Origin of the sequence: Thalassoglobus sp., from assembly GCF_048270125.1 — a bacterium.
Classification (GTDB): Bacteria; Planctomycetota; Planctomycetia; order Planctomycetales; family Planctomycetaceae; genus Thalassoglobus.
The window spans coordinates 252,708-279,212 of record NZ_JBLWTN010000004.1 but is presented as its reverse complement, the minus strand read 5'-3'; the positions used below and the strand labels follow the sequence as shown (position 1 = coordinate 279,212).

The 26,505-nt window shown below is 50.2% G+C and carries 20 protein-coding genes; 11 read left to right on the top strand and 9 right to left on the bottom strand.

Annotated elements, in window-relative coordinates:
* The first annotated feature begins 129 nt into the window (after nt 1-129).
* On the top strand, nt 130-1,209 hold the full coding sequence (gmd, locus tag ACN0YR_RS07285; protein WP_417848638.1) for a GDP-mannose 4,6-dehydratase: 1,080 nt from the start codon (nt 130-132) through the stop codon (nt 1,207-1,209).
* A gap of 40 nt (nt 1,210-1,249) precedes the next feature.
* Here the strand turns inward: gmd and ACN0YR_RS07280 are convergent, their stop codons facing one another.
* Complete coding sequence (locus ACN0YR_RS07280; protein ID WP_417848535.1) at nt 1,250-2,854, bottom strand: NAD(P)/FAD-dependent oxidoreductase; 1,605 nt, start codon at nt 2,852-2,854, stop codon at nt 1,250-1,252.
* Nucleotides 2,855-3,095: 241 nt separating this feature from the next.
* Here ACN0YR_RS07280 and ACN0YR_RS07275 point away from each other — a divergent pair, with 241 nt between their 5' ends.
* Nucleotides 3,096-4,598: a hypothetical protein gene (locus ACN0YR_RS07275; RefSeq protein ID WP_417848533.1), complete on the top strand. Its 1,503-nt coding sequence runs from the start codon at nt 3,096-3,098 to the stop codon at nt 4,596-4,598.
* A 57-nt stretch (nt 4,599-4,655) separates the two neighbouring features.
* On the opposite strand, the gene ACN0YR_RS07270 is transcribed toward ACN0YR_RS07275, so the two are convergent.
* The 7 genes from ACN0YR_RS07270 to ACN0YR_RS07240 all read right to left on the bottom strand — a co-directional run bounded on the left by ACN0YR_RS07270 (nt 4,656) and on the right by ACN0YR_RS07240 (nt 11,746).
* Nucleotides 4,656-5,945 (bottom strand): PQQ-binding-like beta-propeller repeat protein, encoded by a 1,290-nt coding sequence (locus tag ACN0YR_RS07270; protein ID WP_417848532.1) that lies wholly within the window; start codon nt 5,943-5,945, stop codon nt 4,656-4,658.
* Between the two features lie 208 nt (nt 5,946-6,153).
* A complete protein-coding gene (ald, locus tag ACN0YR_RS07265) occupies nt 6,154-7,263 on the bottom strand; it encodes an alanine dehydrogenase (protein WP_417848531.1) in 1,110 nt (369 codons plus the stop codon).
* A gap of 112 nt (nt 7,264-7,375) precedes the next feature.
* Nucleotides 7,376-8,098, bottom strand: coding sequence for an RraA family protein (locus ACN0YR_RS07260; RefSeq protein WP_417848530.1), 723 nt, complete (start codon nt 8,096-8,098; stop codon nt 7,376-7,378).
* Nucleotides 8,099-8,174: 76 nt separating this feature from the next.
* Entirely contained in the window at nt 8,175-8,918 is a 744-nt protein-coding gene (locus tag ACN0YR_RS07255; RefSeq protein WP_417848529.1) for an ABC transporter substrate-binding protein, read from the bottom strand.
* Nucleotides 8,915-9,541, bottom strand: a complete 627-nt coding sequence (locus ACN0YR_RS07250) for a hypothetical protein (protein ID WP_417848528.1) — start codon at nt 9,539-9,541, stop codon at nt 8,915-8,917. The genes ACN0YR_RS07255 and ACN0YR_RS07250 overlap by 4 nt, the downstream gene beginning before the upstream one ends.
* Before the next feature lie 279 nt (nt 9,542-9,820).
* Complete coding sequence (locus ACN0YR_RS07245) at nt 9,821-10,366, bottom strand: Crp/Fnr family transcriptional regulator (protein WP_417848527.1); 546 nt, start codon at nt 10,364-10,366, stop codon at nt 9,821-9,823.
* A 150-nt stretch (nt 10,367-10,516) separates the two neighbouring features.
* Nucleotides 10,517-11,746, bottom strand: coding sequence for a Glu/Leu/Phe/Val family dehydrogenase (locus ACN0YR_RS07240; protein ID WP_417848526.1), 1,230 nt, complete (start codon nt 11,744-11,746; stop codon nt 10,517-10,519).
* Between the two features lie 244 nt (nt 11,747-11,990).
* Here ACN0YR_RS07240 and ACN0YR_RS07235 point away from each other — a divergent pair, with 244 nt between their 5' ends.
* The 7 genes from ACN0YR_RS07235 (at nt 11,991) to ACN0YR_RS07205 (ending at nt 20,404) form a co-directional block, all read left to right on the top strand.
* Nucleotides 11,991-12,836, top strand: a complete 846-nt coding sequence (locus ACN0YR_RS07235; protein WP_417848525.1) for a tetratricopeptide repeat protein — start codon at nt 11,991-11,993, stop codon at nt 12,834-12,836.
* A gap of 74 nt (nt 12,837-12,910) precedes the next feature.
* Nucleotides 12,911-13,450: a molybdopterin adenylyltransferase gene (mog, locus tag ACN0YR_RS07230; RefSeq protein ID WP_417848524.1), complete on the top strand. Its 540-nt coding sequence runs from the start codon at nt 12,911-12,913 to the stop codon at nt 13,448-13,450.
* 315 nt (nt 13,451-13,765) lie between these two features.
* Nucleotides 13,766-14,899 (top strand): hypothetical protein, encoded by a 1,134-nt coding sequence (locus ACN0YR_RS07225; RefSeq protein WP_417848522.1) that lies wholly within the window; start codon nt 13,766-13,768, stop codon nt 14,897-14,899.
* Between the two features lie 290 nt (nt 14,900-15,189).
* Nucleotides 15,190-15,558, top strand: a complete 369-nt coding sequence (rnpA, locus tag ACN0YR_RS07220; protein ID WP_417848521.1) for a ribonuclease P protein component — start codon at nt 15,190-15,192, stop codon at nt 15,556-15,558.
* A gap of 106 nt (nt 15,559-15,664) precedes the next feature.
* Complete coding sequence (locus tag ACN0YR_RS07215) at nt 15,665-18,001, top strand: alkaline phosphatase D family protein (protein ID WP_417848520.1); 2,337 nt, start codon at nt 15,665-15,667, stop codon at nt 17,999-18,001.
* Nucleotides 18,002-18,078: 77 nt separating this feature from the next.
* Nucleotides 18,079-19,896 (top strand): arylsulfatase, encoded by a 1,818-nt coding sequence (locus tag ACN0YR_RS07210; protein WP_417848519.1) that lies wholly within the window; start codon nt 18,079-18,081, stop codon nt 19,894-19,896.
* 253 nt (nt 19,897-20,149) lie between these two features.
* The gene (locus ACN0YR_RS07205; RefSeq protein WP_417848518.1) at nt 20,150-20,404 is read left to right on the top strand and encodes a hypothetical protein; all 255 of its coding nucleotides are present in this window, start codon (nt 20,150-20,152) and stop codon (nt 20,402-20,404) included.
* A gap of 181 nt (nt 20,405-20,585) precedes the next feature.
* On the opposite strand, the gene ACN0YR_RS07200 is transcribed toward ACN0YR_RS07205, so the two are convergent.
* Nucleotides 20,586-21,914, bottom strand: coding sequence for a hypothetical protein (locus ACN0YR_RS07200; RefSeq protein WP_417848517.1), 1,329 nt, complete (start codon nt 21,912-21,914; stop codon nt 20,586-20,588).
* Between the two features lie 287 nt (nt 21,915-22,201).
* Here ACN0YR_RS07200 and ACN0YR_RS07195 point away from each other — a divergent pair, with 287 nt between their 5' ends.
* Nucleotides 22,202-23,410 (top strand): PQQ-binding-like beta-propeller repeat protein, encoded by a 1,209-nt coding sequence (locus ACN0YR_RS07195; protein WP_417848516.1) that lies wholly within the window; start codon nt 22,202-22,204, stop codon nt 23,408-23,410.
* Between the two features lie 1,231 nt (nt 23,411-24,641).
* The gene (locus ACN0YR_RS07190; protein ID WP_417848515.1) at nt 24,642-26,378 is read left to right on the top strand and encodes a sigma-70 family RNA polymerase sigma factor; all 1,737 of its coding nucleotides are present in this window, start codon (nt 24,642-24,644) and stop codon (nt 26,376-26,378) included.
* Nucleotides 26,379-26,505 lie beyond the last annotated feature (127 nt).

Here is a 26,505-nt window from a genome sequence, read left to right as displayed (position 1 = left end):
AATCGATTTCCCTGGCATCTCCGATGGATTGTCATGGTGAATCTGAATAGAATCCCTGATTCGCGGCAAAATCCCGGCGGGATGCAATCACCTAAATCATCAGCTCCACTAGCTCCACAGTTTTATTTCATGAGTCAGACAGCCAACGTGAAAACGACTTCCCAACCTCGCAAGAAAAAAGCCTTGATCACTGGGATCACCGGGCAAGATGGAGCTTATCTTGCGGAATTTCTCCTTCAGAAAAACTACGAAGTTTGGGGGATGCACCGAAGAGTCTCCTCACCAACGACGCAGCGGATTGATCATCTATTGAGTGATCAGTCTGGAACCGGAAACCAGGTTCGCCTGGAATACGGCGACCTGAGCGATGCGAGTTCACTCTCGCGGATCATCGACAAGGTCCATCCGAGTGAAATCTACAATCTTGCCGCTCAGTCGGATGTGAAAGCTTCTTTCGACCTCCCCGAATACACAGGTGACGTCACCGGATTAGGAACACTCAGGCTTCTGGAAGCGATCCGAAATTTCGCACCAAATGCGAGGTTCTACCAAGCCTCCTCTTCCGAACTGTTTGGCCTAGCAAAGGAAACTCCACAAACAGAAACAACTCCATTTCACCCCCGCAGCCCGTACGGAGTCGCCAAATCGTACGCATTCCAGATTACTCAGAATTATCGAGAATCGTACGGGATGTTCGCGGTGAACGGCATCCTTTTCAATCATGAGTCTCCACGACGAGGCGAGAAGTTTGTGACCCGAAAAATTACTCGGGCATTGGGGCGGATTCTAGCAGGAACTCAAGAAACCTTATCCCTCGGAAACCTCGATGCGAAACGGGACTGGGGATTTGCCGGCGACTATGTCGACGCAATGTGGCGTATGCTTCAGACCGACGATCCAGCCGATTATGTGATTGCAACCGGAGCGACACATACAGTTCGCGATTTTTGCAACGTCGCATTCACTTATGCTGGCCTGCCAATTACATGGAAAGGGACAGGAGTCGAAGAAACCGGATATGGCCCAGAGGGGCAAGTGTTGATCCGCATTAACCCCGATTACTTCCGCCCGTCAGAGGTCGACCTACTTCTGGGTGATGCCACAAAAGCGAAAAAAGAGCTCGACTGGACACCGCAAGTCAGCTTTCAAGAACTCGTCGAGATGATGGTCGACCATGATCGAGAGCTGGCGATTTCAGAAATGAAATAATTGAGTTTCCTCAAGAGAGGCCGATTCAACAAATGAAAAATCATCCAGTCGTCGGAGCGTAGTTCCGGACGATTTCTCGCGCACTTCTTAAACCGTCGACTGCTGCTGTGATGATCCCGCCAGCGTACCCGGCTCCTTCACCAACGGGGTAGAGTCCGCGAATCCCGGGAGACTCACGCGTCACGTGATCTCGATCCATGCGGAGAGGGGCGCTCCCTCTCATTTCGGGACCGAGGAGCATAGCACCTTTCAGGAATGCTCCCTTCATTTTTTCATCCATGATCGGAAGCCCCTGGTCGAGCCCTTGCAGAACTTGCGTGGGGAGTACCTGTCGAAGGTCGCAGCTGACCGTTCCACGTTGGTACGAACTGGAATAACTCGTTTCCCCAATAATGGAGCTCTTGCTAAGAAAGTGCTTCGCGCGTTGAATCGGACTGTGGTATTCGCGGTTTCCGATTTCGAAAGCGACCGCTTCAAACTTTCGTTGTAATTCAACACCTGCGAGCGGATGGTCGCTGCCAAAATGCTTCGGCTCGAGAGTGACCATTAAACCACTGTTCGCGAATTTTGTATCGTGTCGAGAATTACTCATTCCGTTTGTGCAAAACTGGTTCGGCTCGGAAATACTGGGAATGACGGTCCCTCCTGCGCACATACAGAATGTGTACAAGTCAGGCTGGCCTTTGGCGACGATGGTATAGTCCGCAGCTCCGAGAAGATCGAGATAGCGATCCTGACCGTACTTCCATTTATTTACGTTTTCCTGAGGTTGTTCGATACGCAGCCCCAGCTGAAACGCTTTGGCTTGCATCGGCATGCCCATTGAATGGAGCATCTCATAGGTGTCTCGAGCACTGTGACCGATGGCGAGAATGACGTGGTCTGTTGTGATGACCCCGCTGGAGGTCTCGATTCCGTGTACTTGACCATCATGAATTTGAAACCCTTCAAGGCGGCACTCAAAGCGATATTCCCCACCGAGAGCTTCAATTTTGCGGCGATAATTTCGACAAATCATCGGCAGCTTGTTACTGCCTAAATGTGGGCGATGTTCATATCGGATCGATTCGCGGCTGCCACATTCGATGAATGATTCCAGAACCCAGTCAACATCTGGACCGGTCATTCGGCAGGTCAATTTCCCATCGGAAAACGCTCCAGCTCCACCTTCACCAAACAGATAATTGTTTTCGTTATCATGCTCAGCCTGATGTCGATCGAAGGCTCGAAGTTGCGGGACCCGCTCTTTGACCGGAAAACCACGATCAATCAAAATTGGGCGATACCCTTTCTTGGCCAGATAATAACCGGCGAGCAGTCCGGCGGGGCCAGTCCCAACGACGACTGGTCGATGTTCAAGCGGTTGTGTGCCCGGAACCGGATCATCGAAATGCTTTGGATCAAACTCTTCGATCTCTTTCCGTTTGGCGAGCTTCTGCTTCAACTTGGGATCATCTGGAAGCGTGACGACTACTGAGTAGACAAACTTGATGTCGTATTTCGAACGGGCATCGAGGCTTTTTCGCAGAATCCTCCACCCGGGCAGATCATCACGCTTGATTTGCAGCTTGTGCGCAATCGCCTTTTTCAGCTCTGCTTCTGGAGCTTCCGCAGGGAGTCGCAGATTGGTCAGTCGGACTTTCATTGTTGCTTTCAAATCACTCACGGCAGTCACGCGGCAAGATAACCGATCTTCCGATGGGACGCATGGTCACACGTCGGCGTTTTGCATTCGTAGAGAGAATTCCCGCTGATGGAAATAAAATCGGCTGAGAAATCGTCCCATAAGGATTTCTGAGAACTTAATTGACCTTCATTGGATGAACTGACCTGCAGGGTTAACCTACGAACTCGATTCACCTTCCCCCAACTGTCAGCCAGTCATCATGAAGCTCGCGGCTGTGGCCTCCGACAACTCGATTCTTCCAGCCCTGGAAGCTGTCCAACTTCTCTCTGAATGCGAGGTTCTTTCCTTGTGGGCAGATGACGAGAAGTTGCTCAACCGGATGCAAACGGTGTCACCGTCGGCAAATCGTTGCTACTCCTGGGACGAAATTCTAGAGACCGCTTCGGTCGATACCGTGCTGGTCTCCGGCGTGAGTGAATACGTCCTGACTGCCGCGAAGCAACTGGTTCAGGCGGGAATGAATCTCATTGTTGTCATTTCGCCAAACGAAGATGCCTCCCGCATTTTTGAATTGACCGCGCTCTGGCAAGATGCCACTGACCGTGTGATCCCCATCTTCGTTTCCGGTGTTCAAGAAATCTCAAAATCCATCCGTAATCAATTTGATGAAGCACGTTTAGGGAAACTGTGGAAGATTGAATTCGAAAGAACAGTCTGTAATCGCGAACACGAAACATCTGTGTCGCCTTCGCTGGCGCAGCAGTGGTTTCTGCAGGACAGTTCCTGGATGCGAACGTTCGACACCAACGCCACTCACGTGACTGCCGCATCAACCGGTCCTGATCCAGAACAGCCAATCGAGATTTCTGTCCGTCTCTCCGGTGAAAACGGACTCGACGCAAATTGGAAAATCCGCCGAGATATTAGCAGCGGGTGGACCTTGGCCTTGATCGGTGAGAAGGGTCAAATTCAAATTGAAGGGTCGAGCGATCAAGTGCGCGTGCTTTTAGCTCCCTATGAAGTAACTTTACCCGACGGAAATGATTTCATCGTATTGGACGCCCGCGCTCAGCTGACCCACATTGCAGAAGGGCGTATAGAAAGAACATGGGCAGAGTTAATCAAGCTTGGCGAAATCGGAGCAACCGCTTCACGCTCGCTTGTGAAACGCCGCACTCTCCCCGTGCATTTTGAAGAAGCCTCGGAACGCTCTCAGTTCAAATCGCAAATGGCAGCGATTGGATGTGGCGCTCTGCTATGGACAATGTTCGCGATGATCGGACTGTTGATCTTGGGAGCAATCGTCGACCCCCGAGACCGTGAATACTTAACCTCGACGAGCGCAGACTTCGTAATTCGAACAGACGAGTTCGTTGATTCACAACCTGAACTGACCGTCTTGGGAAAAGAACACGTCGAGCAGATCGCAAGAAGCTGGACTGCCTCTTCCCCCGTAATCATCGTGGAAGAAGAGGAAAACCTCACTCAAAAAAATGTCAATCCTCAGCGTCTCGCGAATGTGTTAGTGGTTTTGCACGAATACAAGATTCGGACTCCCGAAAAAATCGTGGTCCTGAGAACCATTCATGGTCAGTGGTTTGAATCAGTGATGCTCATCGGCTGGGTGATTGTCTTTTCGCCGCTTGGAGTTGTCCTGCTCGCCCAGCTATTCATCCTTGCATCACGCTCGTCTGAAGAGTCTCACACATTCAATGCCAGACAAGAGACTTCACAGGCAACTTCCGTGCACAACAGGGACTAAAAATCTTGCCCCTGTCACAGGTTCGAAACGATTTGTTCTCAACCTCGAATGCACGGATTAATTTTTTGCTGATTTCTTATCACTGATGCAGTAAATTGCAGCCCCGGTTCTGATGAAGATCTCTCCATTGGAAAATGCAGGCGTTGCATTGCAATCTTCTCCCAACTTGTTGATGGAGATGACTTCCAGTTTCTCTGGATTCGGCTCGAAGACCGTTGTGGTCCCTTTTTGCCCAGTCGCGTAGAGTTTCCCTTCGGCAAAAATCATCGACGCCCAGTGCGGTCCATTCTCTGAACGGGGCAACTTCCAGGTTTGTTCACCAGTCTTCAGGGAGAAACACTCAAGGGAGCCGGAGTTATCGGCGTTGGCCATGTATACGAAATCGCCAACAATGACACCTGTTCCAATTCGCTGAGGGTTTTGGAGATCACCGGTATGCCAGATCCGGTGCGACTCAGTTGTGTTCCCTTTCCCACCCAGCTTGAAGGCGAAACCGGGACCGCGGAAGCCTCCCAAAATGACTGCCGTCTCTCCACTGATCATAAGGCTGGTATAGCAGAGATCACTCTTCTCAGCATGAAGACCTTCAATGAAGTTGATCTCCTTGCCAGATTGCGGGTCGTAGCTGACGACTCGTGTGTGATACGGACAAAGGATTTGGTCCTTTCCATCAACATTAACAATTGATGGTGTCGCCCATGTTCCGACATAGCGACCTTTGTCACTCGCGCTGCCCCCCGGTTCGATTTCGGATTGCCAGCGAGTCTCCCCCGTTTTCTTATCGAAGGCAATCAGGAAGGTCCGTTCGCCGGGACCACAAAGTTGGATGACCAAGTCTTTGTAAAGTATCGGAGAAGGTCCGCCACCCCAGATGTGATGAAACTCCCCCAGATCACGAGACCAGACAGGTGTGCCATCCAGCTTGTAGCAGTGCATTCCCGCCGAGCGATGCCAGACATAAAGGTGCTCGCCATCCGATGCTGGAGTCGAGGGACAGAATGGATTGGTTTTGTGTGTCTCTTCGATCTTGTCGTAATTAACCGTTTGAATCCATTTTTGTGAACCGTCAACACGGTTCAAGCAAATCGTCGATCGTTTTTGTCCCTGATCTTCTGCACACAACAGGAACACCTCATCACCGATCACAACTGGACTTCCGTTTCCCGGGCCGGGCAGGGGAGTTCTCCAGGTGATGTTCTTGTCAGAATCCCAGGATGTTTCAAACCCGGAATCTTCCGTTATTCCATTTCCCTGCGGACCACGAAAAGCGGGCCAGTCGGCACTCACCGCCTCGAGTGTGAACGCAAAACAAAGAAACATGACACAAGAGATGAGGGATAATTTCATGACGCTCTCGCAAATCGAATGTTGGGCTTCACATTCTGCCTCGTGGCGAGCAGTTTATGAAGACATAAAATAACGTTCACGGGTACAAAATGCATTGAACAATGTTCTATCACACTTTCCACATGAACCTTCGGGTTCTGCCTCGTGGGAAAATGCCACTTTGCTGGTGCAACGTGTTCTACATGGGCACAAGCTTAAGCAAACTGCTCTAACACTCATTGAATGGGACATAGCTGAGCCCGAACGTCTCTGCGACTGCTTGATTCGTCACTTGACGACGGTGCATGTTGACAGCTTCGAGCATTCCCGGAACTCGATCGCAGGCAGCTTGCAATCCTCTATTGGCAATTTCTCGAATGTACGGCAATGTTACATTACATAGCGCATAGGTACTGGTCCTTCCAACGGCTCCGGGCATGTTGGTCACACAATAATGGACAATACTGTCGACGACATATGTTGGCTCTGAATGTGTGGTCGGGCGACTCGTTTCGAAGCATCCTCCCTGATCGATGCAAACATCAACGACCACGGCGCCTGACTTCATGATTTTCAAATCTTCGGCCGAGACCAGATTTGGAGCTTTCGCTCCGGGAATCAAGACAGCACCAATCACTAAATCAGCACGCTGAAGTTGCTCGCGGATATTATGTCGGTCTGAAAACAAAGTGTTCACATTGGCGGGCATGATGTCTTCGAGATACCGTAAGCGGTCGATGTTGATATCCATCAAGACGACATCTGCCTGAAAACCAGCAGCGATTTGTGCAGCATTTTTCCCCACGATTCCGCCGCCCAAAACCACAATATGGGCCGGCGCGACCCCGGGGACTCCACCTAAAAGAACCCCGCGACCTTGATGCGGACGTTCGAGATACTTCGCACCTTCCTGAATACTCATTCGCCCAGCGACTTCACTCATTGGCGTTAGGCACGGCAAGTCCCCTTTGACCCCGCGAAGAGTTTCGTACGCCAGCGCAGTCACTCCGGTATCAAGAACTTCTCGCGTTAATTCTTCATCCGCTGCAAAGTGAAGATATGTGAAAAGCATTTGCCCGTCACGCAAGAGTGGCCATTCTTCTGCCTGCGGCTCTTTAACTTTGACGATCAACTCCGCCTGAGAGAATATTTCTTCCGGGCCACTGAGAATCTCAGCTCCATGAATCGCATATTCCTCGTCCGAAATTCCTGACTCTAGTCCGGCACCTTGTTCGATTAAGACACGGTGACCAGCTCGTGTCAGCTCTTCAGCACCGACCGGCAACATGGCGACCCGATACTCGTCTGACTTCACTTCTTTCGGCACACCAACGATCATGATCGTCACTCCATTTGTTTCATCTTATGATGCGTTCGCCTCATTCACCCACTGACGTTCCGACTCACAGAAATAATCAGTCCGTAAGTGAATGTGGCGCGCTTGATTGGCTTCATCGCTTTAAGCGGTGAGCCAGTTTGCCGATCAACTCTTGTGAAGCCGCGCGGGCTTCAGCCAAGCCTTTCGGGTTGATGTTTCCGCTTCTGCAGTAATCAAGAATCACTTGCTCAGCTGCCATCAGTTCTTTGCAGGCATCTGGAATTTCGCTGGCGATTTCCAGTGGAACGGTGGTCACGCCATTCACGTCACCATGCAGTAAGTCGACCGGGTTGATGGCAATTCCTCCAACCGTTACCGGAACATTGATTTGCGGGATGTGGCAATATCCGTGGGAGCAAATGGTTCCGTTCGTGAAGACAGGATAGTCCAGCACTTCCACCTGATCCAAATCACGCCCGGCACCAGAGGTAATCAAGCCGGCTGATCCGAAAGATTTGTACATCGTACACATCACTTCGCCGAAGGTCGCAGAGACAGTTGGCTCATCCAGATCCTGAAAAACCATCACAGGTGGTCCGGGCAAGTTGGCGAAGAGGTCAACTTGATCGGTTAAAGATCCGTAGGCATCACCTGCCTTGGGGGGTGCCATACTTCGGAATGTGGAGGTCAGCGCGAAACCCACCATCGGCGGCAGTTTTGGGAAACAGGCTTTGATCGAATCATTCATGTACCCCTGATTTCGTGGGCGGACATCGAAGAGTTCTATCACATTGCACACTGTCGGCGTGTCGTACTGCGCAAGCTGATTCAATGTCTCCTGGGAAAGATCAGTCATTGATTTACGTCCGTTCATTGAGAAGAAAGTTTGATTCACAACGAATCATGATTTTCGCAGAAATACAACAAGCAACTTACGGCAGTCGAATCGCTTGATACGTCGGCTCTTGAGATATCGACTCATTCTGTTGCAGCTCTTGTTTTTGAACAAAGAGAACGATTTCGTTACCCCGAAGGTTGGGCCGGAGTTTTTTATTGAGTTCGACCAATCCGTCACTCAGCCACTCGTCGGTGTTGATGTTATTGACTTTCACTCCGCGCGACTGAATCGCAGAAATTGTCTGGCAGCCGACAAGGTCCTCGGACCATTCTCCGATTTGAACGACACGTCCATCGTTTCCACGATGCCCTAACCCCACAGCTGCGAGCGCTCCGATTAAACCCCCATTTGAGCCCCCAAGTCCTTCGAGATGAACTTGAGCTTCGTCCGCGACTGCGAGAGCATCGGCCTGAGTCACCACTTCGAACTGACAACGATAGCCGAACTCAACAATGCTGTTACTTACGTTTTCGCACGGACAGACACACAAACCTGGATCGCTCCCTTTGATGTACCACTTCTTCATCACTTCACGAACCTGGTGAATGAGCAAAATGAGTTGCTCTTCGTCGGTCCCGGATGCTCCTCGTGCATTGAGCAGTATCGAAGCACAACCATTGCGACTGGTACACGGTATTCGTTTGTCTTGAAGCAACTGGTGCCGCACGATCCGTTCGCACTTCCATTCACTTGCCAGCTCTGAAACAATCGCTTTCGCAAGCTGATTGGTCCCCTTCGAACCTTCCACATCTGTGTCATCGATTCCGATGAGTATCATTCTTCGCCCTTTACACTTTCAGGTTCTGTGGCCCGCATTGAAAACAAAATGATTGCACAAAGCAGTCCTGCAAGGAGACCGCATACGGGATAGGTGAGTACGGCTCGCGAAAACCATTCTCCAACAGGAACCCGTCCTAAGCGTTCCCAGCCCAGAAACTTGGAGAGACCTCTTACCGACATAGCAACACTATTACTCAATAAGCCGGCAATCGCACAGTTCAGATAAATCCAGGATCTGTTCTTTGTCCTGCGTAATGTCAGGTCGAGAAGAGGCCCTGTCACAATTAAACTGGTGAAAGCACCAATACTCATCCCTGCCACAATCCCGGTTCCACGCAAAAACAATCCCGTCGAAAAGGCACCCGCAGCCATCACAGTCCCAGCACCTTTTCGCGGAACCAAAGCCAAGCCCAACGTCATGGGGAAGATGACACGTAAGATTGCGTGTCCGGGGATTCGTAAGCTGAAGTCGATTAAACCGGAAGCCAAAGCGGCACAGGCACCTGCAAACAGTAAGAACACAATCTCTCTAGCACGCACCAAATCTTGCGGAGAGGTGAGCCCGCTCAGTCGAGAGGCGGACCAAAGTTCACGGTTGACAGGTAAACGAAAGGAGGACATTCGGTTCGAAATTAACTAGCTCTAATAAAACTTGAAAAGTGATTATCACCTACGAGAATCACTTGTAATTTCAGAAGTTTTGTTAGCGTTTCTTAAACGAGGATGAATTTTTAAGGTCCGGTATTTTATTTCCGAACGCATTCTGAAACAACTCGCCCCTCACTCAGAAGCCAAATTCCTTGAAAATCGCAGACATTAACGTCGGTTGATCGGTCCAGTCACAAAGCCTCTTTCGCTCGTGAAATTCCTCTTCACATGTCCCTTAAAACGAGCAATCCTTTAATCAAAGATATCCGAGTAAAGCCTCGCTCTGAAATCGTGCCATTCCTGATGTTGCTGAGTACTTCCGTCTGTTTCAATCAGCTCACACGTCCAGCCATCCATTCGTCGCAGCCGGTCGGAAATCAACTTCACAAGATTGATCGCAATTTTCTCGTTCACCGTCCCACAAGAAGTCCGCAGTGCTTCGAACTCTTCGCGGGTCAAGCAGAGTGTTTTAACGTTCGTCTCCGCCCGAACCGATGCCGAATGTGGCACACATTCAAAAAAGGACATCTCACCGAAAACGGTCCCAGGTTCAAGCGTGGCGAGAACATTTTCCTGCTCGCCGCTCCGCTTGATCACCTTGCAAGTTCCATCAAGAATGAGCCACAACCCTTGATAAGTGTTTCCTTCGGAGAGAATATCGGCTCCCTCAACAAAGTCGTCAAAACGAACGTGATTACCCATCCTCTCAATTTCATCCAGAGTGAGGTTGTCGAGGATACGACTAGATCTGATCTCCTTATGAAATTGCTGGATATGTTTTTTAGCTTCAGGTGACATCACTTCATCCTAATGATTGAAATTTGAGTCAATTGCGAACGGTGCCAACCGGATTCTTCATCGACGGACGATGGTCCCCTCATTCCATTTTACGTGGCTGCGTAATCGAGGTAGTGATTTTCTGTCAGTTTTCTCAATGAAGTTTTGAATTCAAATCCCGCCGAGGACGGTTGCCCGTCCAACACGACCGATCCCTAACACATAGGCAGCAATTCTGGGTGAGACTTTCTTTTCTTCAGCCACCTTCCAAACGCGATCGAACGCGGTGGTCATGATCTTCTCAAGCCTTTTACGGACTTCCTCGAGTTCCCAGCTGAAATGCTGCCGATTCTGTACCCATTCGAAGTAACTGACAGTCACACCGCCAGCATTCGCCAGAATATCTGGGACCACCAGAATGCCTTTGCGTTCGAGAATGTAATCTGCTTCGTGGGTTGTCGGGTTGTTCGCTGCTTCGACGATGAGCTTCGCTCGCACATCGCCTGCATTCTCTTTCGTCAACACGCCACCAATCGCAGCCGGGATCAGAACATCGACATCTGCGGCAAACAAAGCTGCATTGTCAATCGGTTCAGATCCTTCGAACTCTTCGACCTTCTTGTGCTTCTCCATATGCTTCAGGAGTTCCGGGATATCGAGTCCATCCTGATTCTGAATGCCACCATAAGCATCGGAAACGGCAACAATCTTTGCTCCCATCTTGTGAAGAATTGAGGCGGCAAAACTCCCTACGTTTCCGAATCCCTGAATCGCGACTCGCGACCCTTCGACCGGCTTTTTCAGTTTCGCCATCGCCGCTTTTGTCACGATGGCAACACCACGTCCAGTTGCTTCTTCGCGTCCATCAGCTCCATGAAGCTCGACAGGCTTTCCCGTCACGCAAGCCGGATTGTATCCGTGGTATTTTTCATATTGATTCATAATCCAGGCCATGATTTGCGCATTCGTTCCCATATCCGGGGCAGGAATGTCGGTATCTGGACCAAAGATGTCATGAATTTCGTCAACAAATTTCCGCGTGATACTTTCGAGTTCACGATGCGAGAGGGTCGAAGTGTCGACTGAAATGCCCCCTTTTGCTCCCCCGTACGGAATGTTGACGACAGCAGTTTTCCACGTCATCAATGAAGCCAACGCAAGGACTTCATCCCCATCCACTTCTGGATGGAACCGCAAGCCACCTTTCATGGGGCCACGAGCTTTATTGTGCTGAATGCGATACCCAATGAACGTCCCGATTAACCCGTCGTCCATTTCAATTGCAATTTGAACTTTCACTTCTCGTTGTGGAGTTTTCAAAAGCTTACCCATATTGTCCGAAAGCCCCATCACCTCTGCAGCGTGATTGAAATAGCGTTCTGCGGATTCGTAAGAACTCATGAAGGACTCCAAAAAATTGGCAGTTTGTCGAAATTGAATGCTGCTAACAGGGAAGGATAATAAACAATGAAGGTTACGAGAAGCTGAGTCTGACTTCTGTGAGTCTTGATACGAGGTCGAAACCGTCTGTGATCGCTATTGAAATTGAAGTGCAAACTCTTGCAGATGCAAAGAGGCCAAAAATATGAAACAATATGCCTGACGATGGACACTCTCAGCGACTTTTTTCAGAGACACCAAACAGATGTGGTTGATATTCGCACAAGCGACGGGGACCACTGAGCGCTTCGAGTACGAGGCGGTTCAAGAGTCCCTTCCTGTTGAAATTACGCCTCTTGACTACCTCTGGGCGCTCACCACTGGTTGGATGAGTCTTTTATATCTCCCGTTTCTGATCTGGATGATGTACTACTGTGTCCGAAACGACCCGGGTCGTTTTCTGTGGTTGTGGATTATTCTGTTAACCCAGCCATTTGGCCCATTCATCTACTTCATCGCTCGCTGGCTGCCGAGTAGTCAGGTGAAGTTACCAGCGTTCACGCACCGCTGGACGAAAGGTCGAGAACTAAGAATCCTGGAAACAGCGACGCTCCAAATTGGGAATGCGCACCAGTTTGTCCAGTACGGAGAAGCACTTCGCAAAGCTGGCCTCAAAGAAAAAGGACTCGCCGCCTTCCTGAAAGCTTTGGAGAAAGAACCTGACAACCTTGCAGCCTTGTGGGGAGCCGCTTCGCTTGAGTATCAACTTGATCAGTACGAGTTGGCAAAAGAGAAGCTGGAGAAGATCTTAAAAGTTGATGAATCGTACAAATTCGGCGATGTCTCTCATCTTTACGGGAAAAGTCTCGCAGGACTGCATCAGAATGAGCAGGCATTGGCTCATCTTGAAAAGCACGCAAAGAAATGGCGACAACCTGAAGCGATGTACCTGTTGGCGAAGTTACAAATTGAAAACAATCAAAAAGAGGCTGCACGACAGACACTGCAAAGCATTATTGTTGATCTCGATTCGAGCCCGAAAGCGATTGCTCGAAAACATCTGTTTTGGAGATCTCGTGCAAAGAGGCTCCTTCGAAAAACATCTGGATAGACCAAAAGATGGATCGTGGATCTATTGAATCATCCGGCCGAACTTGAATTCTTATCGAAATTGAAATTGTGTAAATGTCTACAAAAGCACGTATCGGAATTGTCACTGTTTCTGACCGGGCAAGCCGCGGAGAGTATGAAGATCGAGGTGGTCCCGCATTGGTTGACTACTTTTCATCTGTTCTCAAATCCGATTGGGAGGCAGTCCGAGAGATCATTCCTGATGAGCGTCCGTTAGTGGATGAGACGTTGATGAAACTCGCAGACACAGAGAACTGCTGCTTGATCGTCACCACCGGAGGAACAGGTCCTGCTCATCGTGACATCACACCAGAGGCGACAGAAGCTGTGTGCGAAAAGATGATGCCGGGGTTCGGCGAGCTGATGCGGCAGGAGTCTCTTAAAGCAGTGCCGACCGCAATTCTCTCCCGGCAGACCGCTGGGATTCGTGGCGGTTCACTCATTATCAATCTTCCCGGACAGCCGAAGGCAATCAAAGAATGCCTCGATGCTGTCATGCCTGCGATCCCTTATTGCATCGATCTCATTGGAGGACCATACCTGGAAACCGATCCAGAGAAAATCGTGGCGTTCCGTCCCAAGAAAAAGAACTGATTGACCTGCAACTGAAACACTGAAACGATGTATAAATGTAATTGCTGCATCTTGCATCATCCGGCTTTGAACTTTTTTCAAGGCCGGTCCGGTCCGTCCCAAATCGCCACAATAACCGTAAACAGTTACTCAGAAGCAAGTTGTGAGACAACCATGCAGGGAACTCAGCTCGAAACAGCAATTGGCCCGGCAGTTGCATTAACAAAAAGCATCGAAACGCATGGAACTCGCGAATCGACACTACACTGAAGTTTGATCCCCGCCATCCCGGCGAAAATCCCCCTCCCGACAAACTAAATCGACACGGTCTAGCGCATGGATGCGAAACTGCGAAACGTTGCGGTCTGTCTGACAGTCTGTTTCTTCTCGAATGTAGCTGTTGGTGCGACGCACCAGACAACGAATTTCATTGTCACAGCACCTTCTGACGAGATCGCCAGAAAAGTCGGCCAATGTGCCGAAGTCTGGCGCGAAGACCTGGCTATTGCCTGGCTCGGACAAAAACTGCCAAACTGGTATCGCCCTTGTCCCATCTCAGTCAAAGTTGGTCAAATCGGTGCTGGTGGATCAACAACCTTCACTTTCGATGGTGGACAGGTCTACGGCTGGGACATGAAAGTTCAAGGAACACTTGAGCGAATTCTTGATTCCGTTATCCCACACGAAGTGAATCACACAATCTTTGCTTCACACTTTCGCCGCCCGTTGCCTCGCTGGGCAGATGAAGGGGCAGCAACTCTCTTCGAGCATCGCTCAGAACAAGCTCGTCAGATCGAAACTCTCGACAGAGTGATCAAAACAAATCGTCGAATCCCGCTGCAGAAGCTGTTGACGATTCGTGAATATCCAGAAGACATGCAGGACGTTTTGACTCTGTACGCTGAAGGATTTTCACTGGCTCGTTTTCTCGTCGGCCAAAAAGGGGAAGAAGGTCGCGTTGTCTATCTGAATTTTCTTGATGATGCTCATACCCACGGTTGGACAGCTGCCATTCAGAAACATTACGGCTTCAAAAAAATTGATGACCTCGAAGCGAAGTGGACCGATTGGGTCCTCGCAGGTAGCCCGGAATTCCAACTGCCAGCTGGAGAAGCTCTTGCTGATGCAGGACAAGCTGGTCAGGGAGAAGTCATTCGTTCGCAGAGTCCTGACGAAGCTGAACCACTCGCCATGATCCCACGAGGCCTGCGATCTGCATCGAGAAGAACCGGACCGGCACCAGTGAAAACTGCTCATCAACCCGAATCGAATCACTCTTCACAAATCAATAACTCCAGCATGTACCAAGAGAGTGTTCGTGGGGACGCTGGAGATTCCCGTCTGCGGTCTGGAAAACAAAAATTGGTCGCTCCTCCTATTCCCAGAGAATCACTGAGCCCAACCGCAGACGGAATCTCCAGTAATCCCAACGCCAAGGCCTATCAGTTTCCTCAGATGCGGGCATTTTAGAACCAGTCCGAAAACCTCTGGAATCGTCCCTTTTCTCGACGTTTGAGAGAGCAATTTCAAGTTTCAGGACCAGCTCTAGAAAGCTCACGGTGAAGTCACCGGAGGCTCAATGACTGCCCCAGATGTAGAACGGGACCATTGTCCCGTTCAGCCCAGCTAAGCCCATGATCCCGAGGAACTGTTAGTTGAGCCCCCAGCTCCTGACGTTCCGTTCTTGCACCAGTTGATTGTGGGCTCTATCCTCTCCCGTTCGGAAAGACAGAATCCCCCGTAATCAAGTGGACACTTCGGTGAGCGACCACGAAAATCCTGAACGCTTGAAGTTCCCCAAGTTTCGGCGAGTTCGCAGTTCCCTCGAGTTTCAAAGAATCTACTCCCTGAAACAGAGAGCAAGTAATCAATCGCTATTGATCTTCGCTGCTCGGAATGAACTTGGCTGGTCTCGGATTGGATTGAGTGTTTCCAAGAAAAATGGAAACTCAATTGCCCGACACCGCATTCGGCGGCTTCTCAAAGAAGCGTTTCGCCTGGAACAACACCGAATCCCCGCTGGTCTGGATCTGATTTTGATCCCTCGCCCCAATTCAAAAGCGACTCTTCAGGACTATCGCCAGTCGATTGTCGAATTGTCTGAGCGGGTTGAAAAATCGCTTCGCTGAGTTCACACAGATTTCCGTTGAGCTGTCCTGTCGATCTTCCGGTTTGAAGTCATTAAGATTATCTCAATGATCTTCCACAGTTGAGACAGCAATGGAGAGCCAGCGAATGACTTCTTTGACACGGCGGGTTGCTTTGAAAGTGATCGGTTTTGGATCGACACTTTTGGGACTTGATCGAATCGTACAAGCACAAAAGCTTGTGACGAATGAACCTCAGCCCCCCATTGATCAGTGGGCGCACACGGCGGATCGAGTTTGGCTGGGAGGACAGTTCTGGGCGAATCCGATGGAGGACTGGAAAGTTGTTGAGGGAGCGGCAGAATGCCAATCCTTCGGCGGTAACCGGAATATCCACCTGATCACGCATGAATTCACTGAGACCAACCAACCGTTTGCGATGTCGGTCGACGTCGAACTTGCAGAGAAGAAAGGGCTTGATGGAGGGGTCGGCTTCCGCATGGGAATTCGGAGCGACATCAATGAATATCGGAGTAACTGCTTTGCCTCCGGCGGGGTCAATATCGGCATCTCAAAAGGAAAGCTCCAAATCGGCGGAGCGGTGAAAGATCTCCCGGAAGACTTCCAACAGGAAAAGTTCTCGCTGCAGGTTCAAGGGACTCCAAATGTGAAAGGGTACCGCGTCACACTCAATTTACTTTCAGATACGGGTGAGCAAATTGAAACCGTATCGACGCAAATGCCCGGTACGGCATTCCCGGGCAACATCGCACTGGTGAACAACTATAATGTTGCCAACCGCCGCAACCCGAATCGAGACATCGGAAAGACAAGATACCGCTTTCGAAACTGGGTGGTCTCCGGGGAATCATTCACGGTTCGTCCTGAACGGGAATTCGGCCCGCTCTTGTGGACAATGTATTCTTTAAGCGATTCGCGCAGCGATGAAGGTTTCGTTCTGAAACTGAGTGCCCTGACCGGACCACTCGGAAAAGATGACAACCAGACGGTCCAACTTCAGATCCGCAAGAATGGAGAATGGTCTACACTGGGAGAGGCTCCACTCGACACTGACGCCTGGGTCGCGACCTTTCGGATTCCGAACTGGGATGAAAAACAGGAGACGCCATACCGCGTACTCTACAAAGAAAAGAGAAAGGGTGAAGCAGCGGTTTCATCCGAATGGTCAGGTCTCATTAAAGCGAATCCAACTGGGCGACCTCTTCGCTTTGGCGCACTGACCTGCCAAAACGACTATGCCTTTCCGTATGAACCGGTCGCGAACAATGTTGTGAAACTCGATCCGGACATGCTGTACTTTTCCGGTGACCAGATTTACGAGTCACATGGTGGATACGGCATTATTCGTGAGCCAGCAGACCCAGCGATCTTGAATTACCTTCGCAAGTTCTATCAATTCGGCTGGTCATTCCGCGAAGCAATGAAAGACCGTCCAACGCTCTGCATCCCCGACGACCACGATGTTTTCCAAGGAAACATTTGGGGCGAGGGTGGAACAAAGATGAAAGGTATCGACCAGGGAGCCTCTTCCAAAGGGGGCTATCGCGAGCCAGCGAAAATGGTGAACGTGGTCCATACAACATGTGTCAGCCATCACCCGGACTTTTACGATCCCGCTCCTTCGAAGCAAGACATCAGTGTTTACTTTGGTGATGTCGTCTACGGCGACGTCAGCTTCGCAGTGATTGCAGATCGCCAATGGAAATCGGGTCCCGAGCATGTCGACACGGCAAGCGGACGCGCGGATCATGTTCCCGATAAAGACTTCGATACATCCGTCCTCGATAAACCGGGACTTGTTCTACTCGGAGAACGGCAGGAAGAATTCTTAAAAGCATGGTGCGAAGACTGGCGCGGGCACTCAATGAAAGTTGTGCTCAGCCAGACAGTCTTTGCTGGAGTGGCAACCCATCATGGGAACTACGATGGATATCTCAAAGCCGATCTCGACTCAGGGGGATGGCCGCAAACGGCTCGAAACCGAGCGATTGATATCATTCGAAAATCGAACGCTCTGCACATCAATGGAGATCAGCATTTGACGACGCTGTGCCAATATGGTGTCCACAAACAGCGAGACAGCAACTGGTCATTCTGCCCCCCGGCGATTGGTGTGGGATATCCTCGCTGGTGGCGTCCCGATGAAATTGGAATGCCTCACGAAAATCGCCCCAAGCATGGACTTGCGGATACGGGCGAATTCATCGACGGTCTTGGCAACAAGGTCTATGTGTACGCCGTCGGCAATCCAGAAGTCGCGACCGAGAAAAATCGGTATGATCGCGCCGAGCAAAAAGGAAGTGGATTTGGGCTGGTGACGATCGACACGGCCAAGAAAACGTTTCACATCGAATCCTTCCGCTTCCTGATCGATGTGACTGATGGGAAACCTTCCAATCAATTTCCTGGTTGGCCTGTGACGATCCACCAGTCGGAAAACAGCGGTGAGAATAAACTGTCTTAACACGACGGATAAACCCAACTTCACACTCTGCGGTTCCAAATAGTCGCGCGGCCGCTGTTGCCAAAGGATCTCTACGAATGTTTCGATCTTCAATTGCCCTGACAACTTCGTTCCTTTTCGTTGTACTGCATTTGCTGACTCCGCTTCAGGCGGCGGATCAACCCAACGTGGTGATTGTGATCACTGATGACCAAGGGTACGGCGATCTTTCCTGTCACGGAAACCCGGTCTTGAAAACGCCGAAGATTGACGAACTCTACGCAGAGTCTGTGCGACTCAAAGACTATCACGTTTCACCAACCTGCTCGCCAACGCGGGCAGCCTTGTTGACCGGACACTGGACAAATCGGACCGGTGTCTGGCACACGATCATGGGACGCTCAATGATTCGTGAAAACGAAGTCACCATGGGGCAGGTCTTCAAGGATGCAGGCTACGCAACAGGAATGTTCGGCAAATGGCACCTTGGCGACAACTACCCATATCGCCCGGAAGATCGAGGCTATACCGAAGTCCTGCGACATGGCGGAGGTGGCATCGGACAAACTCCAGACTACTGGGACAACGCCTATTTTGACGGCAGCTACTGGCACAACGGAACCCCTGAGCCTGTGAAAGGGTTCTGCACAGATGTTTTCTTCGATTACGCCAAACGTTTCATTCAACAACAAAAAAAGGCGAAGAAACCATTTCTGGCTTACATTTCAACGAACGCTCCACACGGCCCGATGCACTCACCCGAGGAGTTCAGCGAACCGTATGCGTCACTCAATAACGTCGGCCTGCAAAACTTCTTCGGCATGATCGCCAACATCGATCACAATGTCGGGCAGCTCCGGAATTTCCTTGATCAAGAAGGGCTGACCGAAAACACGATCTTCATTTTCACCACCGATAATGGATCGTCATCCGGTTGGAGACTGTTTAATGCCGACATGCGTGCAGGAAAGGGGAGTATGTACGATGGCGGTCACCGCGTTCCGTTCTTTGTTCACTGGCCGAATGGAAACCTGGCCGGCGGTCGGGATGTGGAACCGATCACCGCTCATGTCGATGTGCTCCCCACGTTGATTGAGCTTTGCGAAATCGCTGCCCCTCAAAATGTAAAATTTGACGGTCGCAGCATCGTGCCGTTACTTCAAGATAATTCCACCGATTGGCCAGATCGAATTCTCGTCACCGACTCGCAACGAGTCAAAGATCCGATCAAGTGGCGACAGAGTTCCGTCATGACTTCAAAGTGGCGCCTCATTAACGGGAAGCAACTGTACGACATCAAGAAAGATCCGGGACAGGAATCAGACGTCGCCTCGGGGCATCCGCAAGTCGTCGAGCGATTGACCAACTTTTACGAGGCGTGGTGGGAAGAGCTGTTGCCAACTTTCAGCAATGCGACCGCGATCGCTCTGGGGCACCCCAAGGACAATCCTACCCGATTGACTTCACATGATTGGATCACGACAGAAATGACTCCGTGGAACCAAAGCCAGGTTCGCAACGCGATGAACGGAAAGCAGAACACCGGTTTTTGGAACGTCAACGTTGTTGAAGATGGAGAGTACGAGTTTCGATTACGTCGCTGGCCAGAAGAAATCGATCACCCCATCAACTCACCACTCCCCCCCGGAGCAGATGTCCCCGGTGTGAAAGCATATCGAACAACTCCGGGAAAGCAGATCGAACCTGTTCGAGCATCGATCCAAATCGGCGAGATAATCAAACAAGGTGAATCCAAAACAACAAAAATCGTCAAACCGGGAGAGAAGGAAGTTGTCTTCAACCTGAAATTAAAAGCAGGCAAAACCCGTTTAACAACTCTGTTCACGACTGCTGATGGAACTGAGTACGGCGCGTACTTCGTTTATATCACGAAGAAACCAGCAGACACAAAATAGCTTTCAGGTGTGTTATTTCGAGCGGGGAACTGTCGCTCGCACGTTCAGGAACAGCACGATCTTCAACCAGGTTGCCAGGCAGAGCTTGGCTCATGCTCCGATTGTATGACCCATTCTGACTGTACCGCTTTCGAGGGTTGGTTGCGGCAGTGCATCATTGTTTTCTTGATTCGGCTCGGTCGCTGAAGAAATTTCAGCCATTTCCAGATTCTTTGAGCAAGAGTTGTCTTGCTCGAACTCTCAGGAAGTAACGATGATCCGCGCCGCGTTTTTAACAATGGGTTTGTACTTGTCTCTTTGCGGGGCCGGTCTATTTGTTGTTGACCAGGTCGCGCTCACGAAAAAATTCTCTGCAACCGATTCCGCGATTATTAAACTGACAACCACTCTCTCTGACGGAGGAGTGCGAATCTTCAATCCCCCCGAGTGGATGGCATTCACGTGCATTGGAGTCGGTGGAGTGACGATGCTTTATGCAGTTGCACTGCCAAAGAAAGCGTCCCGGTAACGGTGAGTCAAGAAAACTCTCAGCTTGTCGTCTGGACGATTCCGATTGCACATTTGCACTTTGTGGCTGCAAAGTGTGAAGATGCAATGTGAAGCGAACAGTATCTTTACTAGAGAAATGTGTTCTTCACGGGCACACGGTAGAGCAAACTGCGATAGTCCCGGCGAATCAAATTCGATGCTCACTTGTCGATCCAGAAGCCAACGTCAGGCGCTGATGCTTCGTCGGTGTCTATTGTGTTTCCGCCATCATCTTCGAGATCAGTTCCAAGACTGTATACGAGCAGACGAGTATCCTCGCTGATCCACCGTAAAGGCTTCCCGTCAAACGGATCGGTGAGAAGTTCTTCCACCTGCTGGCTGGGACCAATCAAGTCTTTGTCAATCTCTTGAAGTGATCCGGGAAAGCTCCCATGTCTGAGCTGATGCCGTTTCGCAGCCAAGGCGACGATGGCACACCGCTGTCTCGCTGTCGCTCTAGCCCCAGAGAGAACCGTCTGTTCATAAGCAGGTGCCAGTGCAAAAACTGCTTGATATTTGAGCCCGCTCATAGCTTTTCCCCGATTAGCGGTGTTCTCCGCTGCGATCTCTTTTTGGCGATCGATTCCCGCGATCCAGGATTCTTCCACCCCCGAGACGGTTCTATCCGTCAAACGAATCAATTCAATTTTACTTGACGAGCGAAATGGACCAAAAGAGATCATATCGATCAGTTTAAGGCTGATAGCCCGCTCGCCGTGTAACGCAAAGATCAGTTCGTCGCGAAAATTTGCTCGCCGAATGCTTTCTTGCAGTGCTGCCAAATCCTCATCGTCCCAAGCGTTGTGGCTGAGCACTTCTTCCATCACAGAAATGCCCATCGCGTGAAAAGCATTTCTTAATAAATGACTGATCAGGATCACCTCTCCTTGAAGGGCATCGGAGATGGCAAAGATGGAATGAATATCGTTGAGTGTCCGTTCAGAATGTCCATCATGCGTACTGACGTGCGCATCAAGTGAGAGCAACCTGGCAATAATTCGAGGCTGCTTGCTCATCTCAAACTGAAACGGGTCCCCAACTGTGAAATCGATTGGAAGCCGAATCTGTCCAGTTTCGGCACCAGCTTCGTGAATCGCTGCAATTTCCTTCTCGAATTCCGCAAGAAACTTTCGCGAGGCGGCGAGTTGGTCCCATTCTTCTCCCGGTGGTGGGATCGGAGACGGTCCATTCCCGATGTATGGCAACGCTTGCCCACGGTTTTCTAAGTCAGCATTTTCCAGAAGGTCAAAGACTTTTTGCCAGGCATCAGTCCGGTCTGCGACTCCTGCAGGAACGGCGTAATAGTCGTTGAGTTCACTGGGGCTCGTCGGCAGTCCTTTCTCCCGAATTTCAGCGAGCTTAGCTCCCAATGTCCCCCCCCTGAGCAAGAAGAGGACGAGCAGCACAACGACTGAAAGTAACGAAAGAGAGCAGAGGGCGAAAACGCGTTTTGATCGAAAAAAGCCAGCCTTGGGAGAATCATTGGTCATGAAATTGTGATTTATTAAAACGTGTTGAGAAGCATGAGAATCCACAACAGGCAGGAATTCATCATAAGAGAAGTACGTCTCTGAGTGCCGAATCGCTCAAACTATTTCGATCATTTTCACACTCTCGCTTCCATTGAATGATTTTCGCTGAGAGAGAAAATGTTTCACAGAATCCAAGTCTCCTTGCTTGAACCTTGCTTCAGCTCTGCACAAGATGTGTAAATCAATGAATCAAATTACTACGGAGAGACAGAATGCTGAGGTCATTATCAGGGAGTCTTGCTTGCATGATATTGCTTTGTGCAACCTCGTATGCAGGTGATTGGCCTCAAATTTTGGGGCCGAAACGAAATGGAATCGCGGCTGACGATGAAAAACTGCTTTCAAAATGGGAGCAAGAGGGACCAAAGCTTCTGTGGGAGAAGGAAGTCGGCAGCGGGTACGCTGGGATCGCTGCAGTCGAGAACAGGGCGATTCTTTTCCATCGTGTCCGAAACGAGGAGGTCGTTGAAGCCCTTGATGTGAAAACGGGGGACACTCTTTGGAAATCCGGCTATCCGACCACATTCTATCCACAAGTCGGTGGCGGAGAAGGTCCACTTTGCGTTCCGACGATCTCTGAAGGAAACGTCATCACCTATGGTGCTCAAGGAGTGTTAACCTGCACAGACCTCGAAACAGGCACGCGTCGCTGGCAAGTCAAGACGCATGAGGAGTTCGGAGCAAGGGAAGGGTACTTCGGAGCCGGAAGCAGTCCGATCGTCGTGGACGATCTGGTGATTGTGAATGTTGGCGGATCGAAGAAGAAGGCCGGAATGGTTGCCTTCGCTCTGGAGGACGGAGCAGTTCGATGGCAGAAAACCGACGAGCCCGCCAGCTATGCCGCTCCGACAACATGCCTGGTCAACGGGATGAAGCATGTTCTCGTCGTGACGCGTTACCGATGCCTGCTCATGGATGCCAAATCGGGAACCGTCCGGTTCCAGTTTCCTTTCGGGCAGCGCGGACCGACAGTCAACGGAGCAACGCCGCTTGTCATCGGGGAGCATCTGCTAGTGACTTCGAGCTACGGACTTGGCTCGGTCTATGCAAAATTTAACCTGTTGAATTTTAAAACCATCTGGGATGGCCCGAAGGAACTCGCTACTCAATACTGCACGCCGATTCATGCAGCGGAACATCTTTATGTCATCGATGGTCGCGACGACATTCCTCCGGCAGATTTGAAGTGCCTGGAAGCCGCAACCGGAAAAGTCCTTTGGACCAAACAGAGTTTCGGGTACGGCACACTTCTGGGAGCCGACGGGAAAATTCTCATTTGCAAGACGAACGGCGAACTTCTGCTCACCGAGATGAGTCCGACTGGAACGAAAGTTCTGTCAAAGGCACGTCCGTTGCGTGGCACCGTTCGTGCGCTTCCAGCGCTTTCTAACGGTCGCTTGTATCTCCGGGATCAAGACGTGTTGAAGTGTCTTGCGGTTGCGCCCGGTTTATAACGTCTCCTCACCACAATTCCCGACGATGTCAGGAATTACCGAGTGAAATGCATGTTTGCAACTGCATCAACGTTCGATGTTGCAGTTTGTCATCCAATCTCTCGGTTGCTGAACTCTACGCAAATGAATCCGCGATTAACTCAACAGCTGTAAATTGACGGAAACCTCGTTGACGCAACGAGATTTCGCGTCTAATAATTGTTTAGATAGCGAACTTTATGTTTTTTGAAGAAATCGGCCGATTAAAAAAAATTTGCGTGGACGAGGTGGAAGCTTTTGTTACGATGGCTGTTCAGTTGAGAGAGAAAATGACAACTGAACGAGGCCGCTTGAGGATTCAGAAATTGTTTGTTGACAAGATGTTACAACAACTTCAAGTTCTAGAAATCCGAGTTCCAGATTCTTTGTCACCTTCTCAACTGCCCAGACTTGTCACGCTCTTCCAGCGTGACAGCGTTAAAGTAAGGCGTGTTAGTAAAATAAGGCGTGTCAGTGTTAAGACGTGTCAATTGTTCACTAGCCGGGAGAGAGTAAGGATGCACTCACCCCAAATCTGCCAACAAAGCAGATTACGACCTGCCGAAGAAGCCTGCCGCAACCACCCTGGTCAAGGTCAGCTTGATAAACATCAGAGTGAACAGAACGATGGGGGTCGTTCCTCAATTCGAGGCAGTAATAGTTTCTCAGGTTGCTCACACAATTCTTTCACATTGAGTCATTCTCATTTGAACAGTTTGGTGCGACTTATCAGAATCGCGATCCCCATGAAGAGGGGCTCTTCATGGAACGTACTAGGCCATAAAGTTCAAACTCGTGAAAAGAATCATCAAATGGTGCGTATACGGTCTAAAGATTGGTGTGCCACCGGGCTGGGCTTTGTTTCGCTGGTCCACATTCTCAATTAAGTCGACTGATCGACTTAAGCAGATTCGTCAGTACGTCACAACCGTCGGACAAACGACCAGTTGTTGACACGACACAGAGTACAATCACAGAGATTGCCAGAAAACGAAAACAAGCATGATCTCCATCAACGCTCTCTCAAAATACAATTCAGGTTACGAGGGTCATAATGATCGGCGGGATGATTCCGACTGCAGAATGACCTTCGATTAGTGATAGAGACGTGGGATCTGTCTTTACGGATATTTATTTAGAGTTGCCCGTGATTTTAATGTAACGGGACTTATATTTTCAAACACACGAATTTGATTCATATTGGGAGTGAGCCGTGCATCGACTGGATTCAGGCCTCAAAGGATTGATCGATCGTTCCACCAAGCTTGGTTACTTAACGTACCAGGCTGTGGATAAGTATTTGCCAGATGAAGGTGGCGATCCTGTCATGATGGACCGCATCATTCAGGCTCTTGAAGAAAAAGATTTGCCACTGATGAACGACCCTTCTGCACCGGACACCGTTGCAGAAAAGACGCGGATGGAGCAGCAGACCAGTGAGCCTGAGGTGACCGAACTTGCTGTCGCTCGCGGACTCATTGAGCCTGAAACTCCAATGTCTTCTCGCGATCCGATTCGGATGTACCTGAGCCAGATGGGGAACATTCCTCTTTTGACACGTGAAGACGAGATCTTCCTCGCGAAGCAAATCGAAATTACTCGTAAACGATATCGCCGCACACTCATGGAGTCCGATTTCTCCCTGACAACAGCGGTCGATATTCTTGACCAAGTGCATACAGGCGATTTGCCGTTCGAGCGTACTCTGCGGACTTCGGATACAGAGAACACAAAGAAAGAACAGATCCTCGGCCGGATGCCCGTCAACTTGCCGACTCTCAAACACTTGCTCGCTGAGAACCGAAAAGACTTCGAATTGACGATGTCTGAAAAAGCGACAGACGACCAGAAGAAAGCCGCTCGTTCTCGAATGGTTCTGCGTCGCCGTAAGATGTGTTCTCTCGCTGAAGAATTGTCTGTGCGAACTCACCGCCTGCAACCCGTTTACAAACGGATGCAGCAAATCGGTGATCGAATGAACGAACTCGTCCGTGATATCAAATTGCTGCGTCGACGACCTTCAGCGGCTCGTGAAGTCGAGATGATGAAGCAGGAACTCGCAGAACTGGTCGATATGACCTGCGAAACACCTGCCGAGTATAAAGCTCGCTTGATTAAAATCCGTCAGCGTTTTGATGCCTGGACACACGCCAAACAGCAACTCTCCGGTGGAAACCTGAGACTTGTCGTCTCGATTGCCAAGAAATACCGTAATCGTGGCCTGAGCTTCCTGGACCTGATTCAGGAAGGAAACGCAGGTCTCATGCGTGGTGTTGAGAAATACGAATATCGACGTGGTTATAAGTTTTCGACATACGCCACATGGTGGATTCGACAAGCGATCACCCGCGCTGTTGCTGATCACGCTCGAACGATTCGTATTCCGGTTCATATGTTCCAGAGCATTTCAACTCTGAAAGCCAAAAGCGAACAAATTCGACAGGAAACCGGTCGCGAACCAACCACTGAAGAGCTCGCTGAAGCAGTTGACCTTTCGGTCGAAGAGACCGAACGGATCATGAAAACCTGGAAGCATCCGATCAGCCTCGATACTCCAGTCGGCGAAAGCGAAGACTCAAGCTACGGTGACTTCCTGCAGGACTCCAGCGAGAACACTCCTGCTGATTCCGCAATGCACCAAATGCTGCGTGACAAAATCAACCACGTGTTGAAGAGCCTCACATACCGTGAACGGGAAATCATTAAACTCCGTTACGGACTTGGTGATGGTTACAGCTACACGCTGGAAGAGACCGGACGCATCTTCAAAGTGACCAGAGAACGTATTCGCCAGATCGAATCGAAGGCTCTTCGAAAGCTCCAACACCAAACACGTGCCGAGCACCTGCGAGGATTTGTTGAGTCGCTTTACAGTGGAGACGCGGACGAACTTCTGGAAGATACCGGTGGCGAAAAAGTCCCCGAAGATGAAGAAGTCGTCAGCGTCTAACGGTCTTCACTTTATCGATCTTCACCTGCATTCAACAAAAAAGCACCAAACCTCGGTTTGGTGCTTTTTTTATGTCTCAATGACAGACGGAGAGCATGTTTCATTGAGTTCTTCAGTTTCCCATTCA

What these genes read in the sequence shown, in the direction of transcription:
- gmd (WP_417848638.1), top strand. Translation starts at nt 130, where the DNA reads ATGAGTCAGACAGCCAACGTGAAAACGACTTCCCAACCTCGCAAGAAA.
- ACN0YR_RS07280 (WP_417848535.1), bottom strand. Translation starts at nt 2,854, where the DNA reads ATGAAAGTCCGACTGACCAATCTGCGACTCCCTGCGGAAGCTCCAGAA.
- ACN0YR_RS07275 (WP_417848533.1), top strand. Translation starts at nt 3,096, where the DNA reads ATGAAGCTCGCGGCTGTGGCCTCCGACAACTCGATTCTTCCAGCCCTG.
- ACN0YR_RS07270 (WP_417848532.1), bottom strand. Translation starts at nt 5,945, where the DNA reads ATGAAATTATCCCTCATCTCTTGTGTCATGTTTCTTTGTTTTGCGTTC.
- ald (WP_417848531.1), bottom strand. Translation starts at nt 7,263, where the DNA reads ATGATCGTTGGTGTGCCGAAAGAAGTGAAGTCAGACGAGTATCGGGTC.
- ACN0YR_RS07260 (WP_417848530.1), bottom strand. Translation starts at nt 8,098, where the DNA reads ATGACTGATCTTTCCCAGGAGACATTGAATCAGCTTGCGCAGTACGAC.
- ACN0YR_RS07255 (WP_417848529.1), bottom strand. Translation starts at nt 8,918, where the DNA reads ATGATACTCATCGGAATCGATGACACAGATGTGGAAGGTTCGAAGGGG.
- ACN0YR_RS07250 (WP_417848528.1), bottom strand. Translation starts at nt 9,541, where the DNA reads ATGTCCTCCTTTCGTTTACCTGTCAACCGTGAACTTTGGTCCGCCTCT.
- ACN0YR_RS07245 (WP_417848527.1), bottom strand. Translation starts at nt 10,366, where the DNA reads ATGTCACCTGAAGCTAAAAAACATATCCAGCAATTTCATAAGGAGATC.
- ACN0YR_RS07240 (WP_417848526.1), bottom strand. Translation starts at nt 11,746, where the DNA reads ATGAGTTCTTACGAATCCGCAGAACGCTATTTCAATCACGCTGCAGAG.
- ACN0YR_RS07235 (WP_417848525.1), top strand. Translation starts at nt 11,991, where the DNA reads ATGTGGTTGATATTCGCACAAGCGACGGGGACCACTGAGCGCTTCGAG.
- mog (WP_417848524.1), top strand. Translation starts at nt 12,911, where the DNA reads ATGTCTACAAAAGCACGTATCGGAATTGTCACTGTTTCTGACCGGGCA.
- ACN0YR_RS07225 (WP_417848522.1), top strand. Translation starts at nt 13,766, where the DNA reads ATGGATGCGAAACTGCGAAACGTTGCGGTCTGTCTGACAGTCTGTTTC.
- ACN0YR_RS07215 (WP_417848520.1), top strand. Translation starts at nt 15,665, where the DNA reads ATGACTTCTTTGACACGGCGGGTTGCTTTGAAAGTGATCGGTTTTGGA.
- ACN0YR_RS07210 (WP_417848519.1), top strand. Translation starts at nt 18,079, where the DNA reads ATGTTTCGATCTTCAATTGCCCTGACAACTTCGTTCCTTTTCGTTGTA.
- ACN0YR_RS07205 (WP_417848518.1), top strand. Translation starts at nt 20,150, where the DNA reads ATGATCCGCGCCGCGTTTTTAACAATGGGTTTGTACTTGTCTCTTTGC.
- ACN0YR_RS07200 (WP_417848517.1), bottom strand. Translation starts at nt 21,914, where the DNA reads ATGACCAATGATTCTCCCAAGGCTGGCTTTTTTCGATCAAAACGCGTT.
- ACN0YR_RS07195 (WP_417848516.1), top strand. Translation starts at nt 22,202, where the DNA reads ATGATATTGCTTTGTGCAACCTCGTATGCAGGTGATTGGCCTCAAATT.